The following is a 26,500-nucleotide window of genomic DNA, read 5'->3' as shown; positions in this document are numbered from 1 at the left end:
GGGGCACATCCGCGCCCCGGCCCGTCGATCATGGCAGAACCGTTTACTCGATCCAGCCCTTTTCGCGGTAATAGCGCGCCGCCCCGTCATGCAGCGGTGCGCTCAGGCCGTCGGCGATCATCTCCTCGGGCTTCAGATCGGCAAAGGCCGGGTGCAGGCCCTTGAACTCGTCGAAATTCTCGAACACCGCCTTGACCAGCACATAGACCGCCTCCTCGGACACATCGGCCGAGGAAACGAAGGTCGCGCCCACCCCGAAAGTCTCCACATCCGCGTCGGTGCCGCGATACATCCCGCCCGGGATCGTGGCATGCCGGTAATAGGGCCGCTCCGCGATCAGCGTCTCGATCGCCCCGCCCGCGACATTGACCAGCACCGAATCGCAGGCCGTCGTCGCCTCCTGGATCGAGCCCGAGGGGTGGCCGACCGTGTAGACCATCGCGTCGATCTGGTTGTCGCACAGCGCCTGGCTCTGTTCCGCGGGGCGCAGCTCGGCGGCCAGGGCGAAATCGGCACTGGTCCAGCCCAGCGCCTCCATCACCACTTCCATCGTGCCGCGCTGGCCGGAGCCGGGATTGCCGACATTCACCCGCTTGCCCTTGAGATCCTCGAAATTCGCGATCCCGGCATCGGCGCGGGCGACCACGGTGAACGGTTCGGGATGCAGCGCAAAGACCGCGCGCAGCCCCTCGAACGGGCCGTCAGCCTCGAAATTCTCGGAACTGCCATTGTAGGCATGGAACTGCCAGTCCGACTGCACCACGCCGAATTCCAGCTCGCCCGCGCGCAGGGTCTTGAGGTTGTAGACCGACCCGCCCGTGGATTCGACCGAACAGCGGATGCCGTGCTCGCGCCGGTCCTTGTTGACCAGACGGCAGATCGCGCCGCCCGCGGGGTAATAGACGCCGGTCACGCCGCCGGTGCCGATGGTGATGAATTCCTCGGCGGCCACGGGGGCGGCCATCGCGCCCAGGGCGGCGGCAGCCGCGGTCAGTTTCAGTTTCGCAAGCATCAAGGATACTCCCTTCGATGGATTTGGTTTGCTTCTTGGTCTTCGCTCACGCGCTCCAGAGTTCGTCCAGGTTGTGACTGCGCGCTTCCACCTCTTCGATCCGGGCCTTGGCCTCCGGCCCTGCCCGGGCCGCCATCATCCCGATGATGGTCTCGGCCAGCACCAGGCTTGCGGCATAGGACGAAAAGAAATGCGGGCTTTCCGAGGGCAGGATGAAGCCCTGATCGGCCCATTTCAGCGCCGGGCAGGCATGGGTATCGGTGATCACCACCAGATAGGCCCCGCGCTCGCGCCCCATCCCGGCGGCCAGGATCGACCGCCGCGCATAGGGCGGCTTGGTCAGCACGACCAGCGCATCCGCCGCCGTCAGGTCGGCCATCGCGCTGCCCAGCGACGCCCCCATCCGCCCCGCCAGCCGCCAGTTCGCGGCAAGGTAATTGCCCATATAGGCCATGTATTCGACGATCCCGGTCGAGCCAAGCGCGCCGAACAGCACCACTTGGCGCGCGCCATGCAGCCGCTCGACCGTCGCCTCCAGCCGTTCGGGGTCGATCAGCCGGGTCATCGCCTCGATATTCGACGCACAGGCACTGGCCTGCCGCATCAGGAAGGGCGGCCGTTCGCCCGCCTCCGCCTCGGCCTGCAAGCGGCGCACCCGCTCGGAAAAACTGACATAGCGCCGCCCGACCGCGTTGCGGGACAGTTCGCGCATTTCCTCGTAGCTGGCAAAGCCCAGCGCGCGTGCCAGCCGCGAGAATGTCGCCGGCGCCAGCCCCGACGAGGCCGAGATCGCGCGCAGCGAGCGCGTCGCCACATCCACCGGATTGGCCGCGACGTAATCGGCAGCCGCGCGCAGCTTGGCGCTCAACGTGCCGTATTCCGCGGCGATCTTGTCCTCGATGGATGGCCCCTCCGGCATCCGCACCCCTGTCAGATTCGCTGAAACATAGCGTTTCAACCGTTTTGCGCGTTGTCAATTCCTGAAACGTCTGTTTCACTTTTACGTTGAACCATTCCCCGCGACTCGCGTCCGAAAGCTCCCATGTCCCACATCTTCCCCCGCAACTCCCGCGCCCGCCTGCCCGTCATCGACCACGGCGACGGCGTCTATCTCGTTGATAAGACTGGCAAACGCTATCTCGACGGATCCGGCGGGGCGGCGGTGTCCTGCCTTGGCCATTCCGATGCGGCGGTGACCGCGGCGATCAGGGCGCAACTCGACCGCGTGGCCTTTGCCCATACCGGCTTCTTCACCTCCGACCCCGCCGAGCGGCTGGCCGACACGCTGATCGCGCACGCGCCCGAGGGGCTCGATCGGGTCTATCTCGTCTCCGGCGGGTCCGAGGCGGTCGAGGCCGCGCTGAAACTCGCCCGCCAATACGCGCTGGAAACCGGCCAGCCCGCCCGCCACCGGGTCATCGCAAGACGGCAAAGCTATCACGGCAACACGCTGGGCGCGCTGGCCACCGGCGGCAACATGTGGCGGCGCGAACCCTTTGCGCCCCTGATGATCGAGACCACCCATATCGCGCCCTGCTACGCCTATCGCGGCCAGGCCGAAGGCGAAGGCGCATTCGACTACGGCCAGCGCGTCGCCAACGAGCTGGAGGCCGAGATCCTCCGCCTCGGCCCCGAAACCGTGCTGGCCTTCGTCGCCGAACCCGTCGTCGGCGCCACGCTGGGCGCGGTGCCCGCCGTCGACGGCTATTTCCGCCGAATTCGCGAGATTTGCGATACTTACGGCGTGTTGTTGATCCTGGACGAGGTGATGTGCGGCATGGGCCGCACCGGCACGCTCTTCGCCTGCACCCAGGACGGCATCGCCCCCGACATCCTGACCATCGCCAAGGGGCTGGGCGCGGGCTATCAGCCGGTCGGCGCGATGCTGTGCACCGCCGCGATCCACGACGCCATCGCCGAAGGCTCCGGCTTCTTCCAGCACGGCCACACCTATATGGGCCACCCGGTCGCCGCCGCCGCCGCGCTGGCGGTGCTGGGACGGCTGACCGATGACGGTCTGGTTGCCCGCGCCCGGACCATGGGCACCCGCCTGCGCACCGCGCTGCAGGACGCCTTCGGCCAGCACCCCCATATCGGCGACATCCGCGGCCGGGGCCTGTTCCTCGGGCTCGAACTCGTCGCGGATCGCGAGACGAAACAGCCCTTCGACCCCGCCCGCAAGCTGCATGCCCGCCTCAAGGCCGCCGCCTTCGAGGCCGGCCTGATCTGCTACCCGATGGGCGGCACGATCGACGGGCGGCAGGGCGACCATGTGCTCCTGGCGCCGCCCTTCATCCTGGAAGACACCCATATCGACGAGATCGTGACCAAGCTGGACAGCGCGCTGGCGCAAAGCCTGTAAGCCTCAGGGCGCAATCCCCAACGGCAGCAGGATCGGCAACAGCGTCACCGACACGACCAGCGTGACCACGGTGAACGGCGTGCCGATCCGCACGAAATCCATGAACCGATACCCCCCCGGCGCCAGCACCAGCAGGTTCACCGGCGAGGAGACCGGCGTCATGAACGCGGTCGAGGCCGCCAGCGCCACGCACATCGCGAACGGATAGGGCGAGGCGCCCAGCCCCTGCGCAATCGCCAGCGCGACGGGCGCCATCAACACCGCCGTCGCCGTGTTCGAGATGAACAGGCTCAATGTCGTCGTCGCGATGAACAGCGCCGCCAGCAACAGCCGCGGCTCGCCCGGCCCGATCAGCTCAAGCGCCGCATTGGCCGCCAGATCGACGCCCCCCGTGCGCTGCAGGGCCAGCGCAAAGGGCATCATCCCGGCAATCAGCACCAGCGTCTGCCAGCTTATCGCCCGATAGCCCGACCGCGTGTCCATCACCCCGAACAGCCCCAGCGCCAGACAGCCCAGCAACGCGGCCTGCGCATTCGGCACCACCCCCGTCGCCATCGCCGCCACCACGCCCAGCAGAACGGCCACCGCAATCGGCGCGCGGCGCCGCTCGGGCACGAATTCCTCGGCCTCCTCGGGCAGGTCCAGCAGCACCAGATCGCGCCGCTGCCCCGCCAGCGGACGGATCACCCGCCACGGCCCGGCCAGCAGCAGCGTGTCCCCCTCGCGCAGCGCATTGTCCGAGGCGGGACCGGGCAGCACCGCCTGCCCGCGCCGGACCGCGATCACCGAAAGCCCCAGAACGTCGCGCATCCGTGCCGCGGCAGGCGAACGACCGGCAAAGGCCGACCCGGGCGGCACCATCGCCTCGACCAGCCCGTATTCCCGCCCCGGCCGCGCCAGGTCCCGCCCCCTCAGCGGCAGCAGGGTCAGCCCGTTGCCCGCGGCAAACGCCGCCGCGTCGAACCCTTCGCCGACCACGCCCAGCCACAGGATGTCCTGCGTTTGCAGCCGGGTTGCCGCCACCGGCTCGACCAGTTCGGCGCCCAGCCGCCCGCGCCGCTCGATCGCGACCACCGTGATCCCGGCCCGCGCGGGCAGGTCCAGCGCATCCAGGCTCTGCCCCGCCAGCGCCGATCCCGCGCCGACCTGCAACCGCGCCAGCCGCCCGTCCGGGGCATAGCTCGCCGCCAGATCCCGCATCCGCAGACGGCGCGGCGGCGGCGCATCCTCCCCCCTTGTCAGCCAGCCCCGCACCGCCAGCATGTAAAGGATCGCCAGAACCAGGATCGGCAATCCGAACGGGGTAAAGGCGAAGAACCCGAACCCCTCATGCCCCTCGCGCACCAGCGCGGCGTTGACGACCATGTTGGGCGGCGTGGCGACCAGCGTCAGCATCCCGCTGATCAGCGCCGCCATCGACAGCGGCATCATCAGCCGCCCCACCGCCACCCGCGCCGCGCGCGCGATGCGCAGCACGATGGGCACGAAGATCGCGACGACGCCGGTGGAACTCATCACCGCGCTCAGCCCGGCCGCGGCCAGCATCAGGAAGGCGATCAGCCGCGTCTCGCGCCCGCCCGCGGCCCGCACCATCCGGTCGCCGATCCATTGCGCGACCCCCGTGCGCACCAGCGCATCGCCGATCACGAACAGCGCGGCGATCAGGATCACGGAAGGATCGGAAAAGCCCGACAGCGCCTCGGGCACCGACACGACGCCGGTAAAGGGCAGCACCGCCACCAGCATCAGCGCGACCGCATCCATCCGCGGCCTTCCCAGCGCGAACAGCACCAGGGCCACCCCCAGCAGCCCCAGGATCATCACCAGTTCGCCCGTCATCGCCGCCCCCGCCTGCCCGTCCCGCGCCGCTGGCCGGGCAGGCTCAGGCGCTGTCTAGCGCCTTGCACCCGCCCGCATCAACCGCACGCCCGGGGCGCGGCCTCAGAAAAAGCTCTGCGGGTCGATATCGACCGCCAGCCGCACCTGCGCGGGCAGCTTCACGGGGGCCAGCCAGTCGCGGATCGCCGCCTGAAGGGGCGCGCCCTTGGCCGCCTTGACCAGCAGCCGCACCCGATGGCGGCCGCGGATCCGCGCGATCGGTGCGGGCGCGGGGCCGTAAAGCTGCGCGCCGATCCGGCGCAGCGCCGCGTCGTTGCGCGCCAGATGGGTGCCCAGATCGAAGGCCGCCCGCGCCTCGGGCGCCGAAAGGATGATCCCCGCCAGCCGCCCATAGGGCGGCATCCCCGCCGCGCGCCGCTCGGCCGCCTCGGCCCGCCAGAACCCTTCCTCGTCGCCGGTCAGGATCGCGCGGATCACCGGATGCTCGGGCTGAAAGGTCTGCAACAGCGCCACGCCCTGCTCGGCCCCCCGCCCCGCGCGCCCCGCCACCTGCCGCATCAACTGGAAGGTTCGCTCCGCCGCGCGCAGGTCGGACCCTTGCAGCCCCAGATCCGCGTCGATCACGCCCACCAGGGTCAAAAGCGGGAAATTATGCCCCTTCGCAACAAGTTGCGTGCCGATGATGATGTCGGCCTCGCCGCCCGCGATGGCCTCGATCTGCGCTTTCAACGCCCGCGCGGTGGTGAACAGGTCCGAGGACAGCACCGCCACCCGCGCCCCGGGGAACAGCGCCGCGGTTTCCTCGGCCAGCCGCTCGACGCCGGGGCCGACCGGGGCCAGCTTGTCCGCCGCACCGCAGGAGGGGCAAGTCTCGGGGATCGGTTTCGTCTCGCCGCATTGGTGGCAGACGAGGCGTTTCAGAAAGCGATGCTCCACCATCCGCGCATCGCAGTGATCGCAGCCGATCATGTGCCCGCAAGCCCGGCAGACGGTGACCGGCGCATAGCCCCGGCGGTTCAGGAACAACAGCGACTGCCGCCCCGCCGCCAGCCGCGCCGCCACCGCCCGTTGAAGCCTGGGCGAGATCCAGCGCCCCGCGGGCACATCCTCGGCCCGCATGTCGATCGTCGCCATCTCGGGCAGTTCCGCCGGACCGAACCGCGCGCTCAGATCGAGGCGGGCATATTTCCCCGCCTCGGCATTGGCCCAGCTTTCCAGCGACGGCGTGGCCGAGGCCAGCACCACCTGCGCCGAGGCCAGCGTGGCGCGCAGAACGGCCATGTCGCGAGCATTGTAAAGCGCGCCCTCCTCCTGCTTGTAGGAGCTGTCATGTTCCTCATCGACCACGATCAGCCCCAGATCGCGGAACGGCAGGAACAGCGCCGAGCGCGCCCCCACCACCAACTGCGCCTCGCCCCGCCCGACCATCCGCCACAACCGCCGGCGTTCGACCATGGTGACCCCCGAATGCCACTCCGCCGGCCGCGCGCCGAAGCGGCGCTCGACCCGCGCGAGGAACTCGGCGGTCAGCGCGATTTCCGGCAGCAGGACAAGGGCTTGCCGTCCTTTCCTCAGGCATTCCGCGACCGCCTCCAGATAGACCTCGGTCTTGCCCGACCCGGTCACCCCCTTCAGCAGCGTCGTGCCATAGCCCCCGCCCGCCACGCCCGCACAAAGCCGCGCCGCCGCCGCCGCCTGATCCCCTTCCAGCGCCAGCCCCGGCCGGGCCGGATCGAGACGCGGATAGGGCCGGTCGCGCGGCGTGTCCTCCTCCAGCACCGCACCGCTGGCCACCAGCCCCTTGACGACCGTCGGCGACACGCCCGCCTCGCCCGCCAGTTCCCCCAGCGTGAAGGCCAGCCCGCCATAGCCCTCCAGCAGCTCGATCACCCGCGCCCGCGGCTCGGTCATCCGCCCCGGCAGACCCGCGCCCCGGCGATAGATCTTCTGCATCGAGGGCGCGTCCCCCAGCCCCGGCGCCCGCGTCGCCAGCCGCAGCATCGCCGATAGCGGCGTCAGCGTGTAATCCGCCGCCCGCTCCAGGAAGGCGCGCAATTCGTCCCGCATCGGCGCGGCATCCAGCACCCGGGCGACGCTGCGCAGCCTTGCGGCGTCAAAGCCGCCCTCGCCCGCCCCCCAGACCACGCCCAGCACCCGGCGCGGGCCCAGCGGCACCTCGACGAAATCGCCCGTCCCGCAGCCGCCCTCGGGCGCCAGGTAATCCAGCACCCGGTCCAGCCGCTCGGCCGTCAGCACGCCCACCCGCGCCCCTTCGGCGAACCGATCAGCCATGCGCGGGCCGCCCAAAGACGGGGTTCCGCCCGATCCCCGCCTCGGCTATCACGGGCGCGACAAGACGCATCCAGCCCCGAGGCAGCCCCATGAAATTCTTCGTCGATACCGCCGATGTGGACGCGATCCGCGAACTGAACGATCTCGGCATGGCCGATGGCGTGACCACCAACCCCTCGCTGATCCTGAAATCGGGCCGCGACATCCTCGAGGTCACGCGCGAGATCTGCGGCATCGTCTCCGGCCCCGTCTCGGCCGAGGTGATCGCGACCGAGGCACCCGCGATGATCGAGGAGGGCCGCAAGCTTGCCCGGATCGCCCCCAATATCGCGGTCAAGGTGCCCTTGACCTGGGACGGGCTCAAGGCGTGCAAGGCGCTCAGCGGCGAGGGGCACATGGTCAATGTCACGCTCTGCTTTTCCGCCGCGCAGGCGATTCTGGCCGCCAAGGCGGGCGCAACCTTCGTCTCGCCCTTCATCGGGCGGCTCGATGACATCAATCTCGACGGCATGGACCTGATCGCCGACATAAGGACGATCTTCGACAATTACGGCTTCGGGACGCAGATACTGGCCGCCTCGATCCGCACGGTCAACCATGTGACCGACGCCGCGAAGATCGGCGCCGATGTGGTCACCGCGCCGCCCGGCGTGCTGAAACAGATGGCCGCCCATCCGCTGACCGACAAGGGTCTGGCCACGTTCCTGGCGGATTGGGAAAAAACGGGGCAGAAAATCCTGTAGCCTTGGTGTAAGATCGCACAAAACGACCATAACAACGAGGCAGACATGAGCAGTTCCCCCGCCGTCGCGGACGATCTTCGCGCGCAGATTCTGGCCGATCCCGACGTGATCCTCGACGACCCGGACGTGATGCGCGCGCTTGTCGCCGCGAACGAACGGATGATGGGCGCCAATATCGTCGATCTGCGCGGCATCGCGATGGAACGGCTCGAGGCCCGGCTCGACCGGCTGGAGGAAACCCACCGCTCCGTCATCGCCGCCGCCTACGAGAACCTGTCGGGCACCAACCAGATCCACCGCGCCGCGCTGGCCCTGCTGGAGCCCGGGGATTTTCCGGACTTCATCGCCACGCTCTCGGGCGAGGTGGCCGCGATCCTGCGGCTCGACGGCCTGCGGCTGGTGCTGGAAAGCCATCAGGGCGACGCGGCCGAGGCGCTGTCCCGGCTGGGCGCGGTGGTGCAACTCGCCCCCGAAGGCTTTGTCGAGGCTTATGCGGGCGGTCTGCATGGGCGCGGCGCGCGCGTCGTGACCCTGCGCCAGAAGCTGCCGGAAAACGGCGCGCTTTACGGCGACAGGCGCAGCCCGATCCGCTCCGAGGCGCTGCTCAGGCTGGATTTCGGCCCCGACCGGCTGCCGGGCATGCTCGCCATGGGCTCCGAGGATGCGCAGCAATTCGCGCCGAACCAGGGCACGGACCTCTTGACCTTCTTCGCGGGCCTCGTCGAACGGACGATGCGCCGCTTCCTGGGATGAGCCTTGCGCTGAGCCCCGCCGCGCGGGCGGCGCTGTCGGACTGGCTGGCCGAGGAACGCGCCCTGAACGGCGCGGCCGCGAACACGATCCGCGCCTATGGCGCGGACGTGACCGGCTTTCTGGCCTTCCTTGCGGAATATGACGGGGCGCCCGCGGGGCCTGCGCGGCTGGCCGCGATCGAGCTGCGCGACCTGCGCGCCTGGATGGCGCATGAACGCGGCCGGGGGCTGGGCGCACGTTCGCTCGCCCGGGCGCTGTCGGCGGTCAAGGGCTTCTTCCGCTGGTATGGGCGGCGCGAGGGGTTCGAGCCGACCGCCGTGCTGTCGGTGCGCGCGCCAAAAATCCGGCGCAAGCTGCCCCGCCCGCTGGCCGAGGATGCCGCCCGCGCGGTGCTCGACACGGTCGGCGACAGCGCGCGCGACCCCTGGATCGCGGCGCGCGACGGGGCGGTGGTGACGCTGCTCTATGGCTGCGGGCTGCGCATCTCCGAGGCGCTGGGCCTTCTGCGCCGCGACGCGCCCCTGCCCGACAGCCTGCGGATCGTCGGCAAGGGCGGCAAGGAACGCATCGTGCCCGTCCTGCCCGCCGCGCGCGAGGCGGTCGCCACCTATCTGCGGCTCTGCCCGTTCGAACTGGCCCCCGACGCGCCGCTCTTTCGCGGTGCCCGCGGCGGCCCGCTCAATGCCCGTCTCGTCGCCCGCGCGATGGAACAGACGCGGGGTCGGCTCGGCCTGCCCGCCACCGCCACGCCGCACGCCCTGCGCCACAGCTTCGCCACGCATCTGCTCGCCGCAGGCGGCGACCTGCGCGCGATCCAGGAACTTCTGGGCCACGCCTCGCTCTCGACCACCCAGGCCTATACGGCCGTCGACACCGCCCGCCTGATGGAGGTCTACGAGGCCGCCCATCCCCGCGCCTGACCGCGGACAGCCCGACGATCTGCCATATGAAAGTCCGATGGAATTCCGATGAAAGTCCGATGGAATTCCGATAACGGCCAGCACCTCGTCGCAGCCCGGCGAAACCGCCCCCCGCGCCGGTTCAGCGCCGCGCGGCAAAGAACTCGCGCAACAGCCGCTCGGCCTCGGCCGCGTTGATTCCGTCATAGATTTCAGGAACATGGTGGCATTGCGGATGCTCGAACACGCGCGGCCCCTGCGCCACGCCGCCCGATTTCGGATCCGCCGCCCCGTAATACAGCCGCCCGATCCGCGCCTGGCTGATCGCCGAGGCACACATCGGGCAAGGCTCCAGGGTGACATAAAGATCACACCCCCCCAACCGCTCGGATCCCAACGTCTGACAGGCCGCCCGGATCGCCAGGATCTCGGCATGCGCCGTGGGATCGCGCAACTCGATCGTGCGGTTTCCCGCGGCGGAAACCACAACGCCTTGGGGTGAAACGACAACCGCGCCCACCGGCACCTCGCCGCGTGCGGCGGCGGCGCGGGCCTCGGCAAGGGCGGTTTCCATATGGCTGCGAAACGGGCTCATCCCCCTTCATCGCCCCAGCCCCGCCCCCGCGCAAGCCGCTTTCCCACGCCCCGAAACCCGCGTAAACGATGCCCATGGAACAGGATACCCCAGAGGGCGATCGCATCGCCAAGGTGCTGGCCCGCGTCGGCATCGCCTCGCGCCGCGAGGCCGAGCGCATGATCGAGGCCGGCCGCGTCGCGGTCAACGGCAAGCGGATCGACAGCCCCGCGCTGAACGTGACCGCCAAGGACCGGATCGAGGTCGACGGCCAGCCCATCGCCGAGGCCGAACCCCCGCGGCTGTGGCTTTATCACAAGCCCAGCGGGTTGGTGACCACCGAGAAGGACGAGAAGGGCCGCCCCACCGTGTTCGACGCCCTGCCCGAGGACATGCCGCGGGTGATGTCGGTGGGCCGGCTCGACCTCAATTCCGAAGGGCTGCTGCTGCTGACCAATGACGGCGCGATCAAGCGACGGCTGGAACTGCCCTCGACCGGCTGGCTGCGCAAGTACCGCGTCCGCATCAAGGGCACACCGTCGGACGAGACGCTGGCCCCCCTGCGCGCGGGCATCACCGTCGAGGGCGAGCGGTTCCAGCCGATGGAAGTGAGCCTTGACCGCCAGCAGGGCGCGAATGCCTGGCTCACCGTGGGTATCCGCGAAGGCCGGAACCGCGAGATCCGCCGCGCGATGGAGGCGGTGGGGCTGGTCGTGAACCGGCTGATCCGCGTGGGCTATGGCCCGTTCCGGCTGGCCGATCTGAAACCCGGCGAGGTCGAGGAGGTGCGCTCGCGCGTGCTGCGCGACCAGTTGGGGCTCGACCACGATTTCCAGCCGGCGACACCCCCGCGACCGAAGCGCACGGTACGCAAGGCCGGGCCGCCGAAGCGGCGCTGAGGCCCGCGTCGGGCTTGCTTTTCGGAACGCGCTCGCATCCCATATGATGGGGAGAGCGAAACGGGATGGGTCGATGTCCGAATCCGGGCTACAGAAACTGGCGTTCTTCCTGCTGGTCGCGCTGATCCTCTATGTCGCGATCGTGGGGGGCGGCTGATGGCACAGCGCTATGGCGGGAAATACAGCCCCGATCCGCGGCCCGGCGACGGGAGCGCGCCGCCGCCGCGTCACCCGTTCCAGGGCCAGCGTGCCGCCCGGTCCCGCGGCCGGGCCAACCTGATGTTCGTGGTGCCGCTGGCCCTTGTGCCGCGCGCCTTCCTGTCCGATCCGACCGGGATGGCGCTCACGCTGATCGCGCTGGGCGTGCTTCTGCTGGCGGCCTGGCTGACGCGCGAGGGGCTGAAGGCCGAGGATGCCTGGGCCGCGCGCAAGGTCGCCCGCCGCCCGGCGATCCCGCGCAAGATGTTCGGCTCGGCACTCACCGGGGCGGGACTGTTCCTGGCGGGCATGGCGCCCGGTGCGGGGTTCCTGGCCCCCGCGATCTTTGCCGTCCTCGGGATCGTCCTGCACTCCGCCGCCTTTGGTGTGGACCCGATGCGCGACAAGGGGATCGAGGGCGCCGACAGCCTGCAGCGCGAGCGGGTGGCGCGCGTGATCGACGAGGCCGAGAAGCACCTGCGCACCATGTCCGAGGCGATCCTTCGCGCGGGCGACCGGCGGCTGGAGGCGCGACTCGAGCGGTTCCAGGCCACCGTGCGCGAGATGTTCCGCTCGGTCGAGGAAGATCCCCGCGACCTGACGTCCGCGCGGCGCTATCTGGTGGTCTACCTGCTGGGCGCGCGTGATGCGACCGTGAAGTTCGCCGAGCTTTACGCCCGCACCCGCGACGCGGGCGTGCGGGCGGATTACGAGGCGCTGCTGAACGATCTTGAGGAAAATTTCGCGGCCCGAACGCGCGCCCTGTTGCTGGACGACCGGGCCGATCTGGACGTCGAAATCGAAGTGCTGCGCGACAGGCTGCAGCGTGAAGGCGTGCGCACTGCGTCCGCCATGCCAAATTCTGGAGAGTGAAAACCATGTCCGAGAACGTCAGACAGAAGGCCCAGGCCGCCCTTTCCGAGGTCGAGCAACTGAGCGCCGTGATTCTGCCCGCCCCCGCCGCCGAGGTGGTGCCGCTGGCCGCCGCCGACGACAAGCAGGCGCTGGGCATCCGCACCCGCATGGCCGAGATCGACATGGCCGACAGCGGCTCGATCATCTCCTTCGGCGCCTCGGCCCAGGCCGAGTTGCAACAGATCAGCCAGGCGATGCTGGCCGATGTGCGCAACAAGGATGCTGGGCCCGCGGGCGACTCCTTGCGCGAGATCGTGACCACGATCCGCGGCTTTTCGGTCAGCGAACTGGATGCCGGGCGCAAGCGCAGCTGGTGGGAGAAACTGACCCGCCGTGCCGCGCCCATCGCGAATTTCATGGCGCAGTTCGAGACCGTGCAGGGCCAGATCGACAAGATCACCGACGATCTGCTGACCCATGAGCACCGGCTGCTCAAGGACATCAAGTCGCTGGACAAGCTTTATGAAAAGACGCTGGGCTTCTACGACGAACTGGCGCTTTACATCGCGGCAGGCGAGGCGAAGCTGGCCGATCTGGACAGCCGCGACATCCCCGCGCGCGAGGCCGCGGTCAGCGCCGCGCCCGAGGGCGACCAGGTCATCAGGGCGCAGGAGCTGCGCGACCTGCGCGCCGCGCGGGACGATCTGGAACGGCGCGTGTACGATCTCAAGCTGACCCGCCAGGTCACGATGCAGTCGCTGCCTTCGATCCGGCTGGTGCAGGAAAACGACAAGTCGCTGGTCACCAAGATCAACTCGACGCTGGTCAATACCGTGCCGCTCTGGGAAACCCAGCTTGCGCAGGCGGTGACGATCCAGCGCTCGCGCGAAGCGGCCGAGGCGGTGCGCGCAGCGTCCGACCTGACCAACGAGCTGCTGACCGCCAATGCAGAGAACCTGCGCGAGGCCAACAAGATCGTTCGCGAAGAGATGGAGCGTGGCGTGTTCGACATCGAGGCGGTCAAGACGGCCAATGCCACGCTGGTCGCCACCATCGAGGAAAGCCTGCAGATCGCCGACGCGGGCAAGGCGCACCGCGCCCGGGCCGAGGAAGACCTCAAGAAGATGGAGTCCGAACTGCGCGACACGCTGGCCTCTGCCAAGTCCCGCGCGCAGGCCGCGGGCGCGGTTCCGGGGGCCTGATACTTCGGTGAAGCTGCGCCTCCGCCCCCTTCTGATATGCGGTTTCGTCCTGGGGGCGCTGGCCGGCTGTCAGGTCGCGCCCCCTGCGACCAGCCCGCGCCCGGTGCCGCGCCCCGATCTGGTGCGCCCAGCGCCCTCGCCTGAAAGCGAGGCGATCGCCCGGCATTTTGCACGGGTGGAGGCCGACCTTCTGTCGCGCGGGCTGCTCCGGACCGAGGGCGCTGCCCCCGACGCGCCCTTCGCGCGCCGGGCCGTGGTCGAGAACTTCATCCGCATCGCGCTTTACGATGAATATGTCACGCGCGCGGGCGCGCTTGTGCCGCGCGAAACGCCCAGCCGACTGCGCCGCTGGCAACAGCCGATCGGGCTGGGGCTGGTCTTCGGCGACACCGTGACCGAAACGCGGCGCGCGAAGGACCGGGCCGAGATCGACGCCTATGCCCGGCGGCTGTCCGGGCTGACCGGGCTGGCGATGCGGCAGGTCGAACCGGAAAAGGCGAATTTCCACATCCTGATCCTGAACGAGGACGAACGCCGCACCATCGGGCCGCGCCTGCGTGCGATGGTGCCCGGCATCGACGCCACCGCCATCCGCACGATCGAGGGCATGCCGCGCTCGACCTTCTGCCTGGTGCTGGCGTTTTCCAGCGGCGAGTCGAGCGTCTATTCCCACGCGGTCGCGGTGATCCGGGGCGAACATCCCGACCGTCTGCGCCGGTCCTGCATCCACGAGGAACTGGCCCAGGGGCTGGGGCTGGCCAATGACAGCCCGACCGCCCGCCCCTCGATCTTCAACGATGACGAGGAATTCGCGCTGCTCACACCGCATGACGAATTGCTGCTTCGCATCCTCTACGACCGCCGCCTGCGCCCCGGCATGCGCGAGCCCGAGGCCCGCCCCATCATCGAGACCATCGCGACGGAACTGATGGGGGGCGAAAGCTGACCGGCGGGGTCGCGCTTGTGCGTGACCTGAGCGGGGCGTCGCGCGTATACTCGGAGCAACCCGACCCGAAGGACCAGACCCATGCGCATCTTCGACTTCCTGTCCGGCGAGTTCATCGACGTCATCCACTGGGTGGACGATACCCGCGATACCATGGTCTGGCGGTTCGAGCGGCAGGGCCACGCGATCAAGTATGGCGCCAAGCTGACCGTGCGCGAGGGGCAGGCCGCCGTCTTCGTCCATGAGGGGCAACTGGCCGATGTGTTCACGCCCGGGCTCTACATGCTGGAGACCAACAACATGCCGGTGCTGACGACCCTGCAGCACTGGGATCACGGCTTCCGCTCGCCCTTCAAGTCCGAGATCTATTTCGTCGCCACCACCCGCTTTCCCGGCCTGAAATGGGGCACCAAGAACCCGGTGATCCTGCGCGATCCGGAATTCGGGCCGCTCAGGCTGCGCGCCTTCGGGACCTGCGCGATCCGCATCACCGACCCCGCCCGCTTCATGGTCGAGATCGTGGGCACCGATGGCGAGTTCACCCGCGACGAGATCGCCTTCCAGATCCGCAACATCATCGTGCAGGAATTTTCCCGGGTGATCGCGCGGTCCGGCATCCCGGTGCTGGACATGGCGGCGAATACCGACGACCTGGGCCGGCTGATCGCGACCGAAGTCTCGAAGACGCTGGAGGCTTACGGGCTGAGCATGCCCGAATTCTACATCGAGAATATCAGCCTGCCGCCCGAGGTGGAAAAGGCGCTGGACAAGCGCACCTCTATGGGGATCGCGGGCGATCTGGGCCGGTTCACCCAGTATTCGGCGGCCGAGGCGATGACATCGGCGCAAGGCCAGGAGGGCGGCGGCATGGCCGCGGGGCTCGGCGCCGGGATGGGCATGGCGATGGGCGCACAGATCGCGCAGCAGGGGCCATGGGGGCCGATGCCCGGCGCCGCCCCGCCGCCCCCGCCGGTCGAACATGTCTGGCACATCGCCGAGAAGGGCGCGACGACGGGGCCATTCTCCAAGGCCGATCTGGGACGGATGGCGATGGCCGGAACGCTCCGGCGCGAGAGTCTCGTCTGGACCCCGGGCCAGGACGGCTGGAAACGCGCCGAGGAGGTGACGGAGCTTGCCCAGCTTTTCACCGTCGCGCCCCCTCCGCCCCCGCCTGACGCCTGATCGCGCCGCCTGCGCCCGATGCCCGACACCGCGCCCCCGCCCGCGCCGCATGACCACCGCTTCCCCTGCGACCAGTGCGGCGCGAACCTGCGCTACGATCCGGGCGCGCGGCAACTGGTGTGCGCCCATTGTGGCCATGCCGAACCGATCGCCGGGGCGGGACCGGACGCGCGGCACCTGCACGAGCTGGACTATCGCGCCGCGCTGGCCGCCGCCCTGCCCCCCGACGACATGGAGGAGGTGCGGCGGCTGAAATGCCCCAATTGCGGCGCCGAGGTCGAACTGGACGACCAGACCCATGCCGCTTCCTGTCCGTTCTGCGCGACCCCCGTCGTCACCGATACCGGCCGCCAGCGCCGGATCAAGCCGCAGGCCGTGCTGCCCTTCGCGCTCAGCGAACGCGAGGCGCACAAGGCGATGACCGACTGGCTGGGCCGGCTATGGTTCGCACCCTCGGGACTGACCGAATTCGCCCGCCGGGGCCGCCCGATGCAGGGCATCTATGTCCCCTTCTGGACCTATGACGCCCGGACGAGGTCACGCTATTCCGGCGCGCGCGGCACGATCCATTACGAGACGCGGATGGTCACACGCAACGGCCAGCGCCAGGCCGAGCGGGTGCAGACGATCCGCTGGAGCCCGGTTTCGGGCCGGGTGGCGCGGGATTTCGACGATGTGCTGGTGCTGGGCTCGACCAGCCTGCCGCGGCGGCATACCGACGGGCTGCAACCCTGGGACCTTGCGCAACTGGAACCCTACCGGCCCGACTATCTCGCGGGGTTCGGCGCCGAGGGCTATACCGTCGGTCTGGAGCAGGGCCTTGCCACGGCGCGCGCGGTCATGGACGGCCAGATCCGGCGCGACGTGATGCGCGACATCGGCGGCGACCAGCAACGCATCGACCGGCTGGATACCGAGGTTTCGGACGTCACCTTCAAGCATATCCTGCTGCCGGTCTGGCTGGCCGCCTATCGTTATCGCGGCAAGAGCTATCGCTTCGTGGTGAACGGGCGCACGGGGCGGGTGCAGGGTGAACGGCCCTGGTCGGTCTGGAAGATCGCCCTTGCCGTCCTGCTGGGGCTGATCCTTGCGGGGGCGGTGGGCTATCTGGTGGCGCTCGATCAGGGCGCCGTGGGCATGGTCGACTGGCAATAGGGCGTCCGGGGCACCCCCCCTTGCCCCGGAACGCCACGCATCCTCAGCCCCGGCCGATCGGGATCTCGGTGCTGCCTGCCGTCTCGTCGGACGCCTTCTTGCCGATGCTGACCGTCAGCACGCCGTCCTTCAGGTCGGCCTTGACCGCGCCCGCATCGGCATCGGGCGGCAACCGGAAGCTGCGCGAGAACGCGCCATATTCGCGTTCGCTGAAATACCAGGTCTCGCCCTTTTCCTCGCGGCTCGACTGCTTTTCGCCGCGCACGGTGACGACGCCATCGGCCAGCGACACCTTGACGTCCTTTTCCTCGACCCCCGGCAGTTCCATCCGGATGCTGTAGCCGTCCTCGCCGACCGACGCCTCGGATGCGGGCGCGAACCAGTCGGCCATCCGCGCGCCAAGCCCGCGGAAGGGTTCGTAAAGCGAGGGCCAGAAGCCCGCGCTGTGCGATTTCTCGACCATCTCGACCTCCTGTCTAGTGGAATGCTGCAATGGCCGCAGGATTCCCCGCCCCTGCCCGCCTGTCGTTGACGGCCGTCAAGGCGCGACGCCGCGCGGCGGGTTTGCGCCGGGCCAAGGGGCCGGGTATGGCTGGGACACGGCAAGGAGATGCGCCATGATCCTTTGTGCGGGCGAGGCCCTGATCGACATGCTGCCCGGCCGGACCGGGGCGGGCGAACCGGCCTTCGTGCCGCATCCGGGCGGGTCGGTCTTCAACACCGCGATCGCGCTGGGCCGGTTGGGCGCACCGACCGGGTTCTTCTCGGGGCTGTCGGGGGATCTGTTCGGCCAGATGCTGGACCGGGCGCTGATTGCATCGGGGGTCGATGCGGGCTTCGCGATCCGTTCGGCCCGGCCGACGACGCTGGCCTTCGTGGCGCTGAGTGATGGCCAGGCCAGCTATGCCTTCTACGACGAGAACAGCGCCGGGCGGATGCTGACCGCCGCCGATCTGCCCACCCTGCCCGACCGGATCGAGGCGCTGTTCCTCGGCGGCATCTCGCTGGCGGTCGAGCCGTGCGGCGCGGCCTATCAGGCGCTGATGCTGCGCGAGGCGGGGGCGCGGGTGACGATGCTCGACCCCAATATCCGCCCCGGTTTCGCCGCCGACGAAGCCGCCCTGCGCACCCGTCTTGCGGCGATGATCGCGGCGGCCGATATCGTCAAGCTGTCGCTCGACGATCTGCGCTGGCTTCTCGGGCCGGGCGATGCGGCGGAACTGGCCCGCGGTCTATTGGAACGCGGCCCGAAACTGGTGGTCCTGACGCTGGGGGCCGATGGCGCCCGCGCCTTTGCCCGCACGGCGGAGGCCGAGATTCCCGCCCGCCCGGTCGAGCCGGTCGATACCCTCGGCGCGGGCGACACGTTCAACGCCGGGCTTCTGGCGGCACTCAGGGCCGGGGGGCATCTGTCGAAGGCGGGGCTTGGCTGCCTGTCGCATGCCGCCCTTGTCGGCGCGCTGGATCTGGCCAGCCGGGCCGCGGCGGTCACGGTCAGCCGCGCGGGCGCGAACCCGCCCTGGCGCGAGGAACTGGCATGAGGGCGCTTGTCCAGCGCGTCAGCGAAGCGGCTGTGCGCGTCGATGGCGAGGTGCTGGGCCATATCGGTCCGGGGCTGATGATCCTCGTCTGCGCCATGGCCGCCGATACCGAGGCCGAGGCCGACCGTCTGGCCGCACGGATCGCCCGCATGCGCATCTTCCGCGACGCGGATGGCAAGATGAACCTGTCGGTTCTGGATACCGGCGGCGCGGCGCTGGTCATCAGCCAGTTCACGCTGGCCGCCGACACCTCGCGCGGGAACCGCCCGGGCTTTTCCGCCGCCGCCCCGCCCGACCGGGGCGAAGGGCTTTACGAGCATTTCGCCCGCGCGCTGGCCGCGCAGGGCGTGCCGGTGGCAAAGGGGTGGTTCGGGGCCGACATGAAGGTGGCGCTGGTCAATGACGGGCCGGTGACGATCTGGATCGAGTCCTAGCACCCCGCGAATACGGCATGAAATCGGCCCCGCCTTGCGCTAGATCCGGCTGATGCTCATGCCCGAGACCTTTGAAAGCTGGTTTGCCGCGCGCGGCTGGACCATCCACCCCCACCAGCGCGCGATGCTGGACCGCTCCGGGGCGCCCGCGCTGTTGCTGATCGCCCCCACGGGCGGGGGCAAGACGCTGGCGGGGTTCCTGCCGTCGCTGGCCGAGATTGCCAAAGGTCCGGCCCCGGGGCTGCATACGCTCTATATCTCGCCCCTCAAGGCGCTGACCGCCGATATCAGGCGCAACCTGCGCGCGCCCGTCGAGGAAATGGGCCTGCCCATCCGCATCGAGGACCGCACCGGCGACACCACCCGGACCCAGCGCCGCCGCCAGCGCGCCGACCCGCCGCATATCCTGCTGACCACGCCCGAAAGCCTGGCGCTGCTTCTGTCCTACGAGGACGCGCCGCGCATTTTCGCGGGGCTGAAACGGGTGATCGTGGACGAGATCCACGCGCTGGCCGAATCGAAGCGCGGCGACCAGTTGATGCTGGGTCTTGCCCGGCTCTCGACGCTGTGCCCCGGCCTGCGCCGGGTGGGGCTGTCGGCCACCGTCGAGGATCCGCCCGCCCTCGCCCGCTTCCTCGCGCGGCACCCGGACCCTTGCGAGATCCTGACAGCCGATCCCGGCCCGGCCCCCGATATCGCGATGCTCGACACCGGCGCGGCCCCGCCCTGGGCGGGTGGCGGCGGGCGCTATGCGATCCCGGCGGTGCTGGACCAGATCGCGCGGCACCGCACGACGCTGATCTTTCACAACACCCGCGCGCAGGCGGAACTGTTCTTTCGCGACCTCTGGCTGGCGAACGAGGACGCCCTGCCCGTCGCGATCCACCATGGCAGCCTGTCGCGCGAGGCGCGCGAAAAGGTGGAACAGGCGATGGCGGCGGGCCAATTGCGCGCGGTGGTCTGCACCGGCTCGCTGGATCTGGGCATCGACTGGGGCGATGTCGATCTGGTGATCCAGGTCGGCGCGCCAAAGAACGTCAAGCGGCTGGTCCAGCGGATCGGGCGGGCGAACCACCGCTACAACGCACCATCCAAGGCGCTGCTGGTGCCCGCGAACCGCTTCGAGGTGGTGGAATGTGTCGCAGCCCTTCAGGCGGTGCGCGAGAACGATCTGGATGGCGAACCGCGCGGCCCCGGCCCCGGCGACGTGCTCTGCCAGCATATCCTGGCCACCGCCGCCGCCGGGCCGTTCGAGGCCGATGCCCTGTTCGCCGAGATCACCACCGCCGGTCCCTATGCCGGGCTGACGCGCGCGCGCTTCGATGCCTGCCTCGATTTCGCGGCAACGGGGGGCTATGCGCTGCGCGCCTATGACCGCTGGCAGCGGCTGAAACGCCAGCCCGACGGGCGCTGGGCGCTGCGCGATCCGCGCGCCGCACAGGCGATCCGGATGAACCTTGGCACCATCGTCGAGGAGGAAAAGCTCAAGGTGCGGATGAAACCCGCGCGCGGCGGCGCGGCGCTGGGCGAGATCGAGGAGGCCTTTGCCGCGACCCTGACCCCGGGTGACACCTTCCTGATCGGCGGGCAGGTCGTGCGCTACGAGGGCCTGCGCGAAATGGTGGTCGAGGTCAGCCGCAGCCCCGGCCGCGAGCCGAAGATCGCGGTCTTCGCAGGCACCAAGTTCGCCACCTCCACCCGCCTGTCGGACCGCATCCTGACCATGTTCCGCGCGCCCGACTGGCCCGAATTGCCCACCCACACCGCCGAATGGCTGGCGCTGCAACGCGATGTCTCGCGCCTGCCCGAACGCGACCGGCTGCTGGTCGAGACCTTCCCGCAGGATGGCCGCCAGCACCTGTGCATCTACGGTTTCGCGGGCCGGAACGCGCAGCAGACGCTGGGCCTTCTGGTCATGCAGCGGATGGAAGCGGCGGGGCTGGCGCCGCTGGGCTTCGTCTCGACCGATTACGCCACGCTGATCTGGGGGCTGGACGAGGTGACGGCCCCGGCCGATCTGCTGGACGCCACCGGACTGCGCGCCGCGTTCGAGACCTGGCTTGCGGGAAACGCGGTGATGAAGCGCACCTTCCGCACATCCGCCGTGATCGCCGGGCTGATCGCGCGCAACCTGCCCGGCACGCGCAAGACCGGGCGGCAGGCGACGTTTTCCTCGGACATCCTGTATGACACGCTGATGAAATACGACCCCCACCACCTGATGCTCGAGATCACCCGCGAGGAGGCGATGAAGGGCCTGGTCGATTTCGGCCGGATCGAGGCGATGCTGGCCCGCGTCAAGGGCCGGATCGACCACATCCGCCGCCCCCGCGTCACCCCGCTGGCCGCGCCGCTGTTCCTTGAGGCCGGGCGCATCCCGGTTCGGGGCGCGGCGGAACAGCGCCTGATCGACGCCGCGGCAGAGCTGCTGATGGCCGAGGCGAGGCTGGCCTGACCCCTTGCGGGCGGTCGCGGATCGGGTGAAGACGAGCCATGACCGCCCATGCCTTCACCCTGTCCGGCGCCCCGCTCTCCGCCCTGCCCTCCGGCGCGCTTTACTGGGCCGACGCCGGGCTGCTGGTGGTTTCCGACCTGCATCTGGGCAAGGCCGAGCGGCTGGCGCGGCGCGGCGGCGCGCTGCTGCCGCCCTATGACACCGCCGAGACACTGACCCGGCTGGAGGCCGAGATCGCCCGCACCGCGCCGCGAATGGTCGTCTGCCTCGGCGACAGTTTCGACGACGACGCGGCCGCCCGCGCCCTGCCGCCGGGGGCCGAGGACCGGCTGCTGCGTCTGATGGCGGGGCGGCGCTGGATCTGGATCGCGGGCAATCACGATCCCGGCCCGGTCACTCTGCCCGGCACCCATCTGGCCGAATGGCGCGAAGGCCCGCTGACCTTCCGCCACATCGCGCAGCCCGGCGAAACCGCCGAGATCTCGGGCCATTACCACCCCAAGGCACGGCTTTCCCTCGGCGGGCGGCGCATCGCGCGGCCCTGTTTCCTGGCCGATGCGGCGCGGGTGATCCTGCCCGCCTTCGGTGCCTATACCGGGGGGCTTGCGACAGATGCCCCGGTGCTGGACGCGCTGATGGGACAGGAGGCCATCGCCATCCTTACCGGGACGCGGGCGGTTCCGCTTCCGATGCGCCCGGCGCAAGGCCCAGCGCCTCGACCTCTGCGCGGTGACGGCGGCTGACAGGCAATTCGGTCCCATCCGACAGCGTCAGGAACAGCCGCCCGCCCGACCGCCGCGCCCCGGTCACCGCATCCAGCGCGACCCAGTGCGAACGATGCACGCGCAGCCCCTCGACCCCGCCAAGTTCCGCGATGGCGTCGGCGAAACGGATCAGGATCGGTGTCGTGCCACGCTCGGTCACGACCTGAACGTAATGGTCCGACGAACTCAGCCGGATCACCGCCCCGCGCCGCTCCGCAGGCAGACGCCTCAGCAAGGGGCAGTCCGCGCCCGCCGTCGCCGCCTCCCTGCGTCGCGCCAGCGCGATATGCAGCGCGCTCAGCCCCATCGACAGCCCGAAAACGCCCAGCGCGGCCTCGGCAATACCTTTCGTCGCGTCCCGCTCGATCACCTCGGGACCCAGACCCTCGGCCATCCGGAACACCGGCACTGCAAGAACCGCTGTCAGCACGCCCGCCTTGACCAGGGCACGCTGCCAGAACCCCAGCCAGCACAGATGGTGCCGCAGCACGACACGCAGCGCCGCCCCCCCGGCCAGCCCAGCCCCGACCACAAGCGGCCAGAAGGCCAGGCGCTGCGACAGGGACGCCGCATAGGTGCCGAACGGGCCGCCCAGCGCCAGCAGGAGCGACAGCCCGATCCAGAGCAACAGGGTCGAGGGATGAAACAGGACACGACCAAATTCTTGCGACATCAGAAACCGGATAACCTTAACCAGACCAATGAATTGCGGTAAACGCAAAGACGCCAATTCGTTAGACGGGCTCCAGAATGCCGCGTAAGGGCTGCACGCGCAAGCCCTGCCACGGCCCGCAGTTGCACAGAGCCGGGGGACCGGGCTAGCCTCACTCCGACCCCGTCAACGAGGCCCTGCGCATGACCCACAGCCCCCGCAATCCCGACTATGATCCGACCGTCAGAGACAGCTTTTCCCGGCAGGCCATGATGCGGACAATCGGCGCGGATATCGTCTCGCTCGCCCCCGGTCTGGTCGAGATCGCTGCCCCGATCCGGCCCGAATTCGGCCAGCAGCAGGGCATGGCCCATGCCGGGCTGACCTTTTCGCTGGGCGACAGCGCGGCGGGCTATGCGGCGCTGAGCCTGATGGCGCCGGGGCAGGAAGTCGTGACCAGCGAAATGACGATCCACCTGCTTGCCCCCGCGATGGGCGCGCGGCTGATCGCCCGGGGCGAAGTGGTGCGCGCGGGGCGGCGGCTGATCGTGGTGCGCGCCGATGTCCATGCCGAGGCGGACGGCGCGCGCCGCCATGTGGCGACGCTGCTGGGGACGATGGTGCCGGTCAGCCCCTGACCGCGCTCAGGCGGTCAGCCCCTCGGGCTCGGCCAGGCCATGCGCCCGGCAAAACGCGGTCAGCGTGTTGGCCAGCAGGCAGGCGATGGTCATCGGCCCCACGCCCCCCGGTACCGGCGTGATCGCGCCTGCGACCTGCACGGCGCTGTCGAAATGCACATCCCCCACCAGCCGCGACTTGCCATCGCCCTTCTCGGGCGCGGGGATGCGGTTGATGCCGACGTCGATCACCGTGGCGCCCGGCTTGATCCAGTCGCCGGGGATCATCTCGGGCCGACCCACGGCGGCCACCAGGATATCGGCGCGGCGGCACACCCCGGCCAGGTCACGGGTGCGGGAATGGGCGATGGTCACGGTTGCACTGTCGCGCAGCAGAAGCTGGGCCATCGGCTTGCCCACGATGTTCGACCGGCCCACGACCACCGCATCCATCCCCGCCAACGACCCATGCCGGTCACGCAGAAGCATCAGACAGCCCAGCGGCGTGCAGGGCACCAGCGCCTTCTGCCCCGTCGCCAGAAGCCCGACATTCGAGATGTGAAAGCCGTCCACATCCTTGGCCGGATCGATCGCGTCGAGAACCTTGGCCGAGTCGATATGATCGGGCAGCGGCAGTTGCACGAGGATCCCATGAACCGCAGGCGCCGCGTTCAGCCGCGCGATCAGCGCCAGCAAATCGGCCTCGGAGGTCTCGGCCGGAAGTCGATGCTCGAACGAGGCCATGCCGGACTCTTCGGTCTGCTGGCCCTTGTTGCGCACATAGACCTGGCTGGCCGGATCCTCGCCCACCAGCACCACCGCCAGCCCCGGCGTCAGCCCGTGTTCGGAATGCAGCCGCGCCACATGCTCGGCCACCTTGCCGCGGATCGTGGCGGCGAATGCCTTGCCGTCGATGATTTCCGCACTCATGCCTTGTTCTCCCCCTGTCCCATCGCCACCTCTTCGCGCGCGATCGACCATTCGATCAGTTCGCGCCAGAGCCGTTCCACCAGTTCGGGGTCAAGCCCCTCCGCCTCGGCCCGCGCCCGGACCCTGGCGATCACCTCGTCGATCCGCGCGCCGATCCGCGCGGGCAGGGCCTCGGCGGGTTTCAGTTCCGCCGCCCGGTCGATATAGCGCGCGCGTTCGGCCAGCAGCGCCACCAGATCGCCGTCCAGCGCGTCGATCTGGGCGCGCAGTTCGGCCATGCTCCGGCAGTCCTGGGGCGGGATCATCGGCATCTTTCCTTGCGTCGGTCCTAAGTCCCGCCCCTGTTAGCCTGCCCTCCGCTGGCCTGCAATCCGACCCTCAGAACAGCCCCTCGATCTGGCCCTCGGGGTTCAGCCCGATGGTCTCGGCCGCCGGTTTGCTGGGCAGGCCGGGCATGGTCATGATCTCGCCGCAGATCGCCACGACGAACCCAGCCCCTGCCGCCAGCCGCACCTCGCGCACCGGCACGGAATGATCCTCGGGCGCGCCGCGGACATTCGGATCGGTGGTAAAGGAATATTGCGTCTTGGCCATGCAGATCGGCAAATGGCCATAGCCCGCCTGTTCCCAGGCATGCAGCTGGTCGCGGATCTTCTTGTCGGCGATCACCTCGCCCGCGCGATAGATGCGTTTGGCGATGGTCTCGATCTTGTGGAACAGGCCCATCTCGTCGGGATAGAGCGGCGCGAACCCGTGATGGTCGGCCTCGGCCAGCGCGACGACGCGCTGTGCCAGCGCCTCGATCCCCGCGCTGCCATCGGCCCAATGCCTGCACAGGATCGCCTCGGACCCCTGATGCGAGACGAACTCCTGCACGGCGGCGATCTCGGCCTCGGTATCGCCCGCGAAATGGTTGATCGCGACAACCGCCGGCACGCCGAAGGATTTCACGTTCTCGATATGGCGGCCCAGATTCGCGCAGCCCGCCCGGACGGCATCCACGTTCTCGGCCCCCAGATCGGCCTTGGCCACGCCGCCATTCATCTTGAGCGCGCGCACGGTCGCCACGATCACCACCGCGGACGGCGCCAGCCCGGCCTTGCGGCACTTGATGTTCATGAACTTCTCGGCGCCCAGATCGGCCCCGAAACCGGCCTCGGTCACGACGTAATCGGCCAGTTTCAGCGCGGTGGTGGTCGCCATGACCGAATTGCAGCCATGCGCGATATTGGCAAACGGCCCGCCATGCACGAAGGCGGGCGTGTTCTCCAGCGTCTGCACGAGGTTCGGCTGGAGCGCATCCTTCAGCAGCACGGTCATCGCACCGTCCGCCTTCAGATCGCGCGCATGCACGGGCGCGCGGTCGCGGGTATAGCCCACGATGATGTCGCCCAGCCGCTTTTGCAGGTCATGGATGTCGGTCGCAAGACACAGGATCGCCATGACTTCCGAGGCCACGGTGATGTCGAAGCCGGTCTCGCGCGGATAGCCGTTCGCCACCCCGCCCAGCGAACAGACCATGTCGCGCAAGGCCCGGTCGTTCATGTCCATCACGCGCCGCCAGCTTACGCGGCGCTGGTCGATGCCCAGTTCGTTGCCCCAGTAGATATGGTTGTCGATCATCGCCGCCAGCAGGTTATGGGCGGACGTGATCGCGTGGAAATCGCCGGTGAAGTGAAGGTTCATGTCCTCCATCGGCACGACCTGCGCATAGCCGCCGCCCGCAGCGCCGCCCTTCATCCCGAAGCACGGCCCGAGCGAGGCTTCGCGGATGCAGATCGCGGCCTTCTTGCCGATCCGCGCCAGCCCGTCGCCAAGGCCCACGGTGGTCGTGGTCTTGCCCTCGCCCGCGGGCGTCGGGTTGATCGCGGTCACGAGGACCAGCTTGCCATTGGGCCGGTCCTGCAGCCCCGCGATGAACTCCGCCCCGACCTTGGCCTTGTCATGGCCAAATGGCAGCAAATCCGCCTCGGGGATGCCCAGCCTGGCGCCGATCTCTTGGATCGGGCGTTTCTGCGCCGCGCGGGCGATCTCGATATCGGATTTCGGGGCCATGTTCGTTTCCTCCCTCAAGGCCGGTTTGTGCCAGAGATAGCGGCAGCAGGAAGGCAGGACCAGCATACATAAGGATTAGGCGCCGAAGCGACCGAGCGCACGCCAGCCGACACAGGTCACAAACGAAAACCCCGGAACCTT

Annotated in this window: 25 protein-coding genes; 15 read left to right on the top strand and 10 right to left on the bottom strand. The window is 69.4% G+C overall.

Features of this window, described 5'->3' with window-relative positions:
* Positions 1-43: 43 nt before the first annotated feature.
* Positions 44-1,012, bottom strand: a complete 969-nt coding sequence (locus tag NHN26_RS03140) for a TAXI family TRAP transporter solute-binding subunit (RefSeq protein WP_253088072.1) — start codon at positions 1,010-1,012, stop codon at positions 44-46.
* Positions 1,013-1,058: 46 nt separating this feature from the next.
* Positions 1,059-1,931: a MurR/RpiR family transcriptional regulator gene (locus tag NHN26_RS03135; protein WP_253088071.1), complete on the bottom strand. Its 873-nt coding sequence runs from the start codon at positions 1,929-1,931 to the stop codon at positions 1,059-1,061.
* A 123-nt stretch (positions 1,932-2,054) separates the two neighbouring features.
* On the opposite strand from NHN26_RS03135, the gene NHN26_RS03130 reads away from it, so the two are divergent.
* Positions 2,055-3,374, top strand: a complete 1,320-nt coding sequence (locus NHN26_RS03130; protein ID WP_253088070.1) for an aspartate aminotransferase family protein — start codon at positions 2,055-2,057, stop codon at positions 3,372-3,374.
* A gap of 3 nt (positions 3,375-3,377) precedes the next feature.
* On the opposite strand, the gene NHN26_RS03125 is transcribed toward NHN26_RS03130, so the two are convergent.
* Both NHN26_RS03125 and NHN26_RS03120 read right to left on the bottom strand, forming a co-directional pair.
* Complete coding sequence (locus tag NHN26_RS03125; RefSeq protein WP_253088069.1) at positions 3,378-5,213, bottom strand: SLC13 family permease; 1,836 nt, start codon at positions 5,211-5,213, stop codon at positions 3,378-3,380.
* A gap of 102 nt (positions 5,214-5,315) precedes the next feature.
* On the bottom strand, positions 5,316-7,505 hold the full coding sequence (locus NHN26_RS03120) for a primosomal protein N' (RefSeq protein WP_253088068.1): 2,190 nt from the start codon (positions 7,503-7,505) through the stop codon (positions 5,316-5,318).
* 89 nt (positions 7,506-7,594) lie between these two features.
* Here NHN26_RS03120 and fsa point away from each other — a divergent pair, with 89 nt between their 5' ends.
* The 3 genes from fsa to NHN26_RS03105 are packed head-to-tail and all read left to right on the top strand — an operon-like array spanning position 7,595 to position 9,921.
* Entirely contained in the window at positions 7,595-8,248 is a 654-nt protein-coding gene (gene fsa, locus NHN26_RS03115; RefSeq protein ID WP_132693972.1) for a fructose-6-phosphate aldolase, read from the top strand.
* A gap of 45 nt (positions 8,249-8,293) precedes the next feature.
* The gene (locus NHN26_RS03110; protein ID WP_253088067.1) at positions 8,294-9,001 is read left to right on the top strand and encodes a DUF484 family protein; all 708 of its coding nucleotides are present in this window, start codon (positions 8,294-8,296) and stop codon (positions 8,999-9,001) included.
* Complete coding sequence (locus tag NHN26_RS03105) at positions 8,998-9,921, top strand: tyrosine recombinase XerC (RefSeq protein WP_253088066.1); 924 nt, start codon at positions 8,998-9,000, stop codon at positions 9,919-9,921. Before NHN26_RS03110 ends, NHN26_RS03105 begins: the two co-directional genes overlap by 4 nt.
* 121 nt (positions 9,922-10,042) lie before the next feature.
* Here the strand turns inward: NHN26_RS03105 and NHN26_RS03100 are convergent, their stop codons facing one another.
* A complete protein-coding gene (locus NHN26_RS03100; protein ID WP_253088065.1) occupies positions 10,043-10,495 on the bottom strand; it encodes a nucleoside deaminase in 453 nt (150 codons plus the stop codon).
* Positions 10,496-10,569: 74 nt separating this feature from the next.
* On the opposite strand from NHN26_RS03100, the gene NHN26_RS03095 reads away from it, so the two are divergent.
* From NHN26_RS03095 to NHN26_RS03070, 6 genes are all read left to right on the top strand, one after another.
* A complete protein-coding gene (locus NHN26_RS03095; RefSeq protein WP_253088064.1) occupies positions 10,570-11,373 on the top strand; it encodes a pseudouridine synthase in 804 nt (267 codons plus the stop codon).
* A 156-nt stretch (positions 11,374-11,529) separates the two neighbouring features.
* Positions 11,530-12,444: a 5-bromo-4-chloroindolyl phosphate hydrolysis family protein gene (locus NHN26_RS03090; protein ID WP_253088063.1), complete on the top strand. Its 915-nt coding sequence runs from the start codon at positions 11,530-11,532 to the stop codon at positions 12,442-12,444.
* Positions 12,445-12,449: 5 nt separating this feature from the next.
* A complete protein-coding gene (locus NHN26_RS03085; protein ID WP_253088062.1) occupies positions 12,450-13,628 on the top strand; it encodes a toxic anion resistance protein in 1,179 nt (392 codons plus the stop codon).
* Between the two features lie 7 nt (positions 13,629-13,635).
* The gene (locus NHN26_RS03080) at positions 13,636-14,574 is read left to right on the top strand and encodes a DUF2927 domain-containing protein (RefSeq protein ID WP_253088061.1); all 939 of its coding nucleotides are present in this window, start codon (positions 13,636-13,638) and stop codon (positions 14,572-14,574) included.
* 81 nt (positions 14,575-14,655) lie between these two features.
* Entirely contained in the window at positions 14,656-15,756 is a 1,101-nt protein-coding gene (locus NHN26_RS03075; RefSeq protein WP_253088060.1) for an SPFH domain-containing protein, read from the top strand.
* A gap of 18 nt (positions 15,757-15,774) precedes the next feature.
* On the top strand, positions 15,775-16,911 hold the full coding sequence (locus NHN26_RS03070) for a primosomal protein N' (replication factor Y) - superfamily II helicase (RefSeq protein ID WP_253088059.1): 1,137 nt from the start codon (positions 15,775-15,777) through the stop codon (positions 16,909-16,911).
* A 43-nt stretch (positions 16,912-16,954) separates the two neighbouring features.
* Here the strand turns inward: NHN26_RS03070 and NHN26_RS03065 are convergent, their stop codons facing one another.
* Positions 16,955-17,374, bottom strand: coding sequence for an Hsp20/alpha crystallin family protein (locus NHN26_RS03065; RefSeq protein ID WP_253088058.1), 420 nt, complete (start codon positions 17,372-17,374; stop codon positions 16,955-16,957).
* Between the two features lie 154 nt (positions 17,375-17,528).
* Here NHN26_RS03065 and NHN26_RS03060 point away from each other — a divergent pair, with 154 nt between their 5' ends.
* Genes NHN26_RS03060 through pdeM form a run of 4 tightly spaced genes read left to right on the top strand, consistent with a single transcriptional unit; the run spans position 17,529 to position 22,084 of the window.
* On the top strand, positions 17,529-18,452 hold the full coding sequence (locus tag NHN26_RS03060; protein WP_253088057.1) for a carbohydrate kinase family protein: 924 nt from the start codon (positions 17,529-17,531) through the stop codon (positions 18,450-18,452).
* On the top strand, positions 18,449-18,886 hold the full coding sequence (gene dtd / locus NHN26_RS03055) for a D-aminoacyl-tRNA deacylase (protein ID WP_253088056.1): 438 nt from the start codon (positions 18,449-18,451) through the stop codon (positions 18,884-18,886). The genes NHN26_RS03060 and dtd overlap by 4 nt, the downstream gene beginning before the upstream one ends.
* A gap of 58 nt (positions 18,887-18,944) precedes the next feature.
* The gene (locus NHN26_RS03050) at positions 18,945-21,341 is read left to right on the top strand and encodes a ligase-associated DNA damage response DEXH box helicase (RefSeq protein ID WP_253088055.1); all 2,397 of its coding nucleotides are present in this window, start codon (positions 18,945-18,947) and stop codon (positions 21,339-21,341) included.
* A 38-nt stretch (positions 21,342-21,379) separates the two neighbouring features.
* A complete protein-coding gene (gene pdeM / locus NHN26_RS03045) occupies positions 21,380-22,084 on the top strand; it encodes a ligase-associated DNA damage response endonuclease PdeM (RefSeq protein ID WP_253088054.1) in 705 nt (234 codons plus the stop codon).
* Here pdeM and NHN26_RS03040 read toward each other — a convergent pair.
* Complete coding sequence (locus tag NHN26_RS03040; RefSeq protein ID WP_253088053.1) at positions 22,002-22,778, bottom strand: LytTR family DNA-binding domain-containing protein; 777 nt, start codon at positions 22,776-22,778, stop codon at positions 22,002-22,004. The two genes, pdeM and NHN26_RS03040, sit on opposite strands and share 83 nt — an antisense overlap.
* Before the next feature lie 182 nt (positions 22,779-22,960).
* Between NHN26_RS03040 and NHN26_RS03035 the strand changes: the two genes are divergently transcribed.
* On the top strand, positions 22,961-23,395 hold the full coding sequence (locus tag NHN26_RS03035; RefSeq protein WP_253088052.1) for a PaaI family thioesterase: 435 nt from the start codon (positions 22,961-22,963) through the stop codon (positions 23,393-23,395).
* A gap of 6 nt (positions 23,396-23,401) precedes the next feature.
* On the opposite strand, the gene folD is transcribed toward NHN26_RS03035, so the two are convergent.
* The 3 genes from folD to NHN26_RS03020 form a co-directional block, all read right to left on the bottom strand.
* Positions 23,402-24,304, bottom strand: coding sequence for a bifunctional methylenetetrahydrofolate dehydrogenase/methenyltetrahydrofolate cyclohydrolase FolD (gene folD / locus NHN26_RS03030; RefSeq protein WP_253088051.1), 903 nt, complete (start codon positions 24,302-24,304; stop codon positions 23,402-23,404).
* On the bottom strand, positions 24,301-24,609 hold the full coding sequence (locus NHN26_RS03025) for a chorismate mutase (RefSeq protein WP_253088050.1): 309 nt from the start codon (positions 24,607-24,609) through the stop codon (positions 24,301-24,303). The genes folD and NHN26_RS03025 overlap by 4 nt, the downstream gene beginning before the upstream one ends.
* Positions 24,610-24,682: 73 nt before the next feature.
* Entirely contained in the window at positions 24,683-26,359 is a 1,677-nt protein-coding gene (locus NHN26_RS03020) for a formate--tetrahydrofolate ligase (protein ID WP_253088049.1), read from the bottom strand.
* Between the last annotated feature and the right edge of the window lie 141 nt (positions 26,360-26,500).

Origin of the sequence: Rhodovulum tesquicola (assembly GCF_024128855.1) — a bacterium.
Lineage (GTDB): Bacteria > Pseudomonadota > Alphaproteobacteria > Rhodobacterales > Rhodobacteraceae > Rhodovulum > Rhodovulum tesquicola.
The sequence above is the reverse complement of the archived record's forward strand: the minus strand, read 5'-3'. Positions and strand labels throughout refer to the sequence as shown.

Coding starts and splice junctions, on each gene's coding strand:
- NHN26_RS03040 (WP_253088053.1), bottom strand. CDS start 22,778: ATGTCGCAAGAATTTGGTCGTGTCCTGTTTCATCCCTCGACCCTGTTG.
- folD (WP_253088051.1), bottom strand. CDS start 24,304: ATGAGTGCGGAAATCATCGACGGCAAGGCATTCGCCGCCACGATCCGC.
- NHN26_RS03120 (WP_253088068.1), bottom strand. CDS start 7,505: ATGGCTGATCGGTTCGCCGAAGGGGCGCGGGTGGGCGTGCTGACGGCC.
- NHN26_RS03025 (WP_253088050.1), bottom strand. CDS start 24,609: ATGATCCCGCCCCAGGACTGCCGGAGCATGGCCGAACTGCGCGCCCAG.
- NHN26_RS03035 (WP_253088052.1), top strand. CDS start 22,961: ATGACCCACAGCCCCCGCAATCCCGACTATGATCCGACCGTCAGAGAC.
- NHN26_RS03090 (WP_253088063.1), top strand. CDS start 11,530: ATGGCACAGCGCTATGGCGGGAAATACAGCCCCGATCCGCGGCCCGGC.
- NHN26_RS03140 (WP_253088072.1), bottom strand. CDS start 1,012: ATGCTTGCGAAACTGAAACTGACCGCGGCTGCCGCCGCCCTGGGCGCG.
- NHN26_RS03070 (WP_253088059.1), top strand. CDS start 15,775: ATGCCCGACACCGCGCCCCCGCCCGCGCCGCATGACCACCGCTTCCCC.
- NHN26_RS03060 (WP_253088057.1), top strand. CDS start 17,529: ATGATCCTTTGTGCGGGCGAGGCCCTGATCGACATGCTGCCCGGCCGG.
- NHN26_RS03105 (WP_253088066.1), top strand. CDS start 8,998: ATGAGCCTTGCGCTGAGCCCCGCCGCGCGGGCGGCGCTGTCGGACTGG.
- NHN26_RS03095 (WP_253088064.1), top strand. CDS start 10,570: ATGGAACAGGATACCCCAGAGGGCGATCGCATCGCCAAGGTGCTGGCC.
- NHN26_RS03065 (WP_253088058.1), bottom strand. CDS start 17,374: ATGGTCGAGAAATCGCACAGCGCGGGCTTCTGGCCCTCGCTTTACGAA.
- NHN26_RS03125 (WP_253088069.1), bottom strand. CDS start 5,213: ATGACGGGCGAACTGGTGATGATCCTGGGGCTGCTGGGGGTGGCCCTG.
- NHN26_RS03130 (WP_253088070.1), top strand. CDS start 2,055: ATGTCCCACATCTTCCCCCGCAACTCCCGCGCCCGCCTGCCCGTCATC.
- dtd (WP_253088056.1), top strand. CDS start 18,449: ATGAGGGCGCTTGTCCAGCGCGTCAGCGAAGCGGCTGTGCGCGTCGAT.
- NHN26_RS03020 (WP_253088049.1), bottom strand. CDS start 26,359: ATGGCCCCGAAATCCGATATCGAGATCGCCCGCGCGGCGCAGAAACGC.
- NHN26_RS03135 (WP_253088071.1), bottom strand. CDS start 1,931: ATGCCGGAGGGGCCATCCATCGAGGACAAGATCGCCGCGGAATACGGC.
- NHN26_RS03075 (WP_253088060.1), top strand. CDS start 14,656: ATGCGCATCTTCGACTTCCTGTCCGGCGAGTTCATCGACGTCATCCAC.
- NHN26_RS03050 (WP_253088055.1), top strand. CDS start 18,945: ATGCCCGAGACCTTTGAAAGCTGGTTTGCCGCGCGCGGCTGGACCATC.
- pdeM (WP_253088054.1), top strand. CDS start 21,380: ATGACCGCCCATGCCTTCACCCTGTCCGGCGCCCCGCTCTCCGCCCTG.
- fsa (WP_132693972.1), top strand. CDS start 7,595: ATGAAATTCTTCGTCGATACCGCCGATGTGGACGCGATCCGCGAACTG.
- NHN26_RS03100 (WP_253088065.1), bottom strand. CDS start 10,495: ATGAGCCCGTTTCGCAGCCATATGGAAACCGCCCTTGCCGAGGCCCGC.
- NHN26_RS03085 (WP_253088062.1), top strand. CDS start 12,450: ATGTCCGAGAACGTCAGACAGAAGGCCCAGGCCGCCCTTTCCGAGGTC.
- NHN26_RS03110 (WP_253088067.1), top strand. CDS start 8,294: ATGAGCAGTTCCCCCGCCGTCGCGGACGATCTTCGCGCGCAGATTCTG.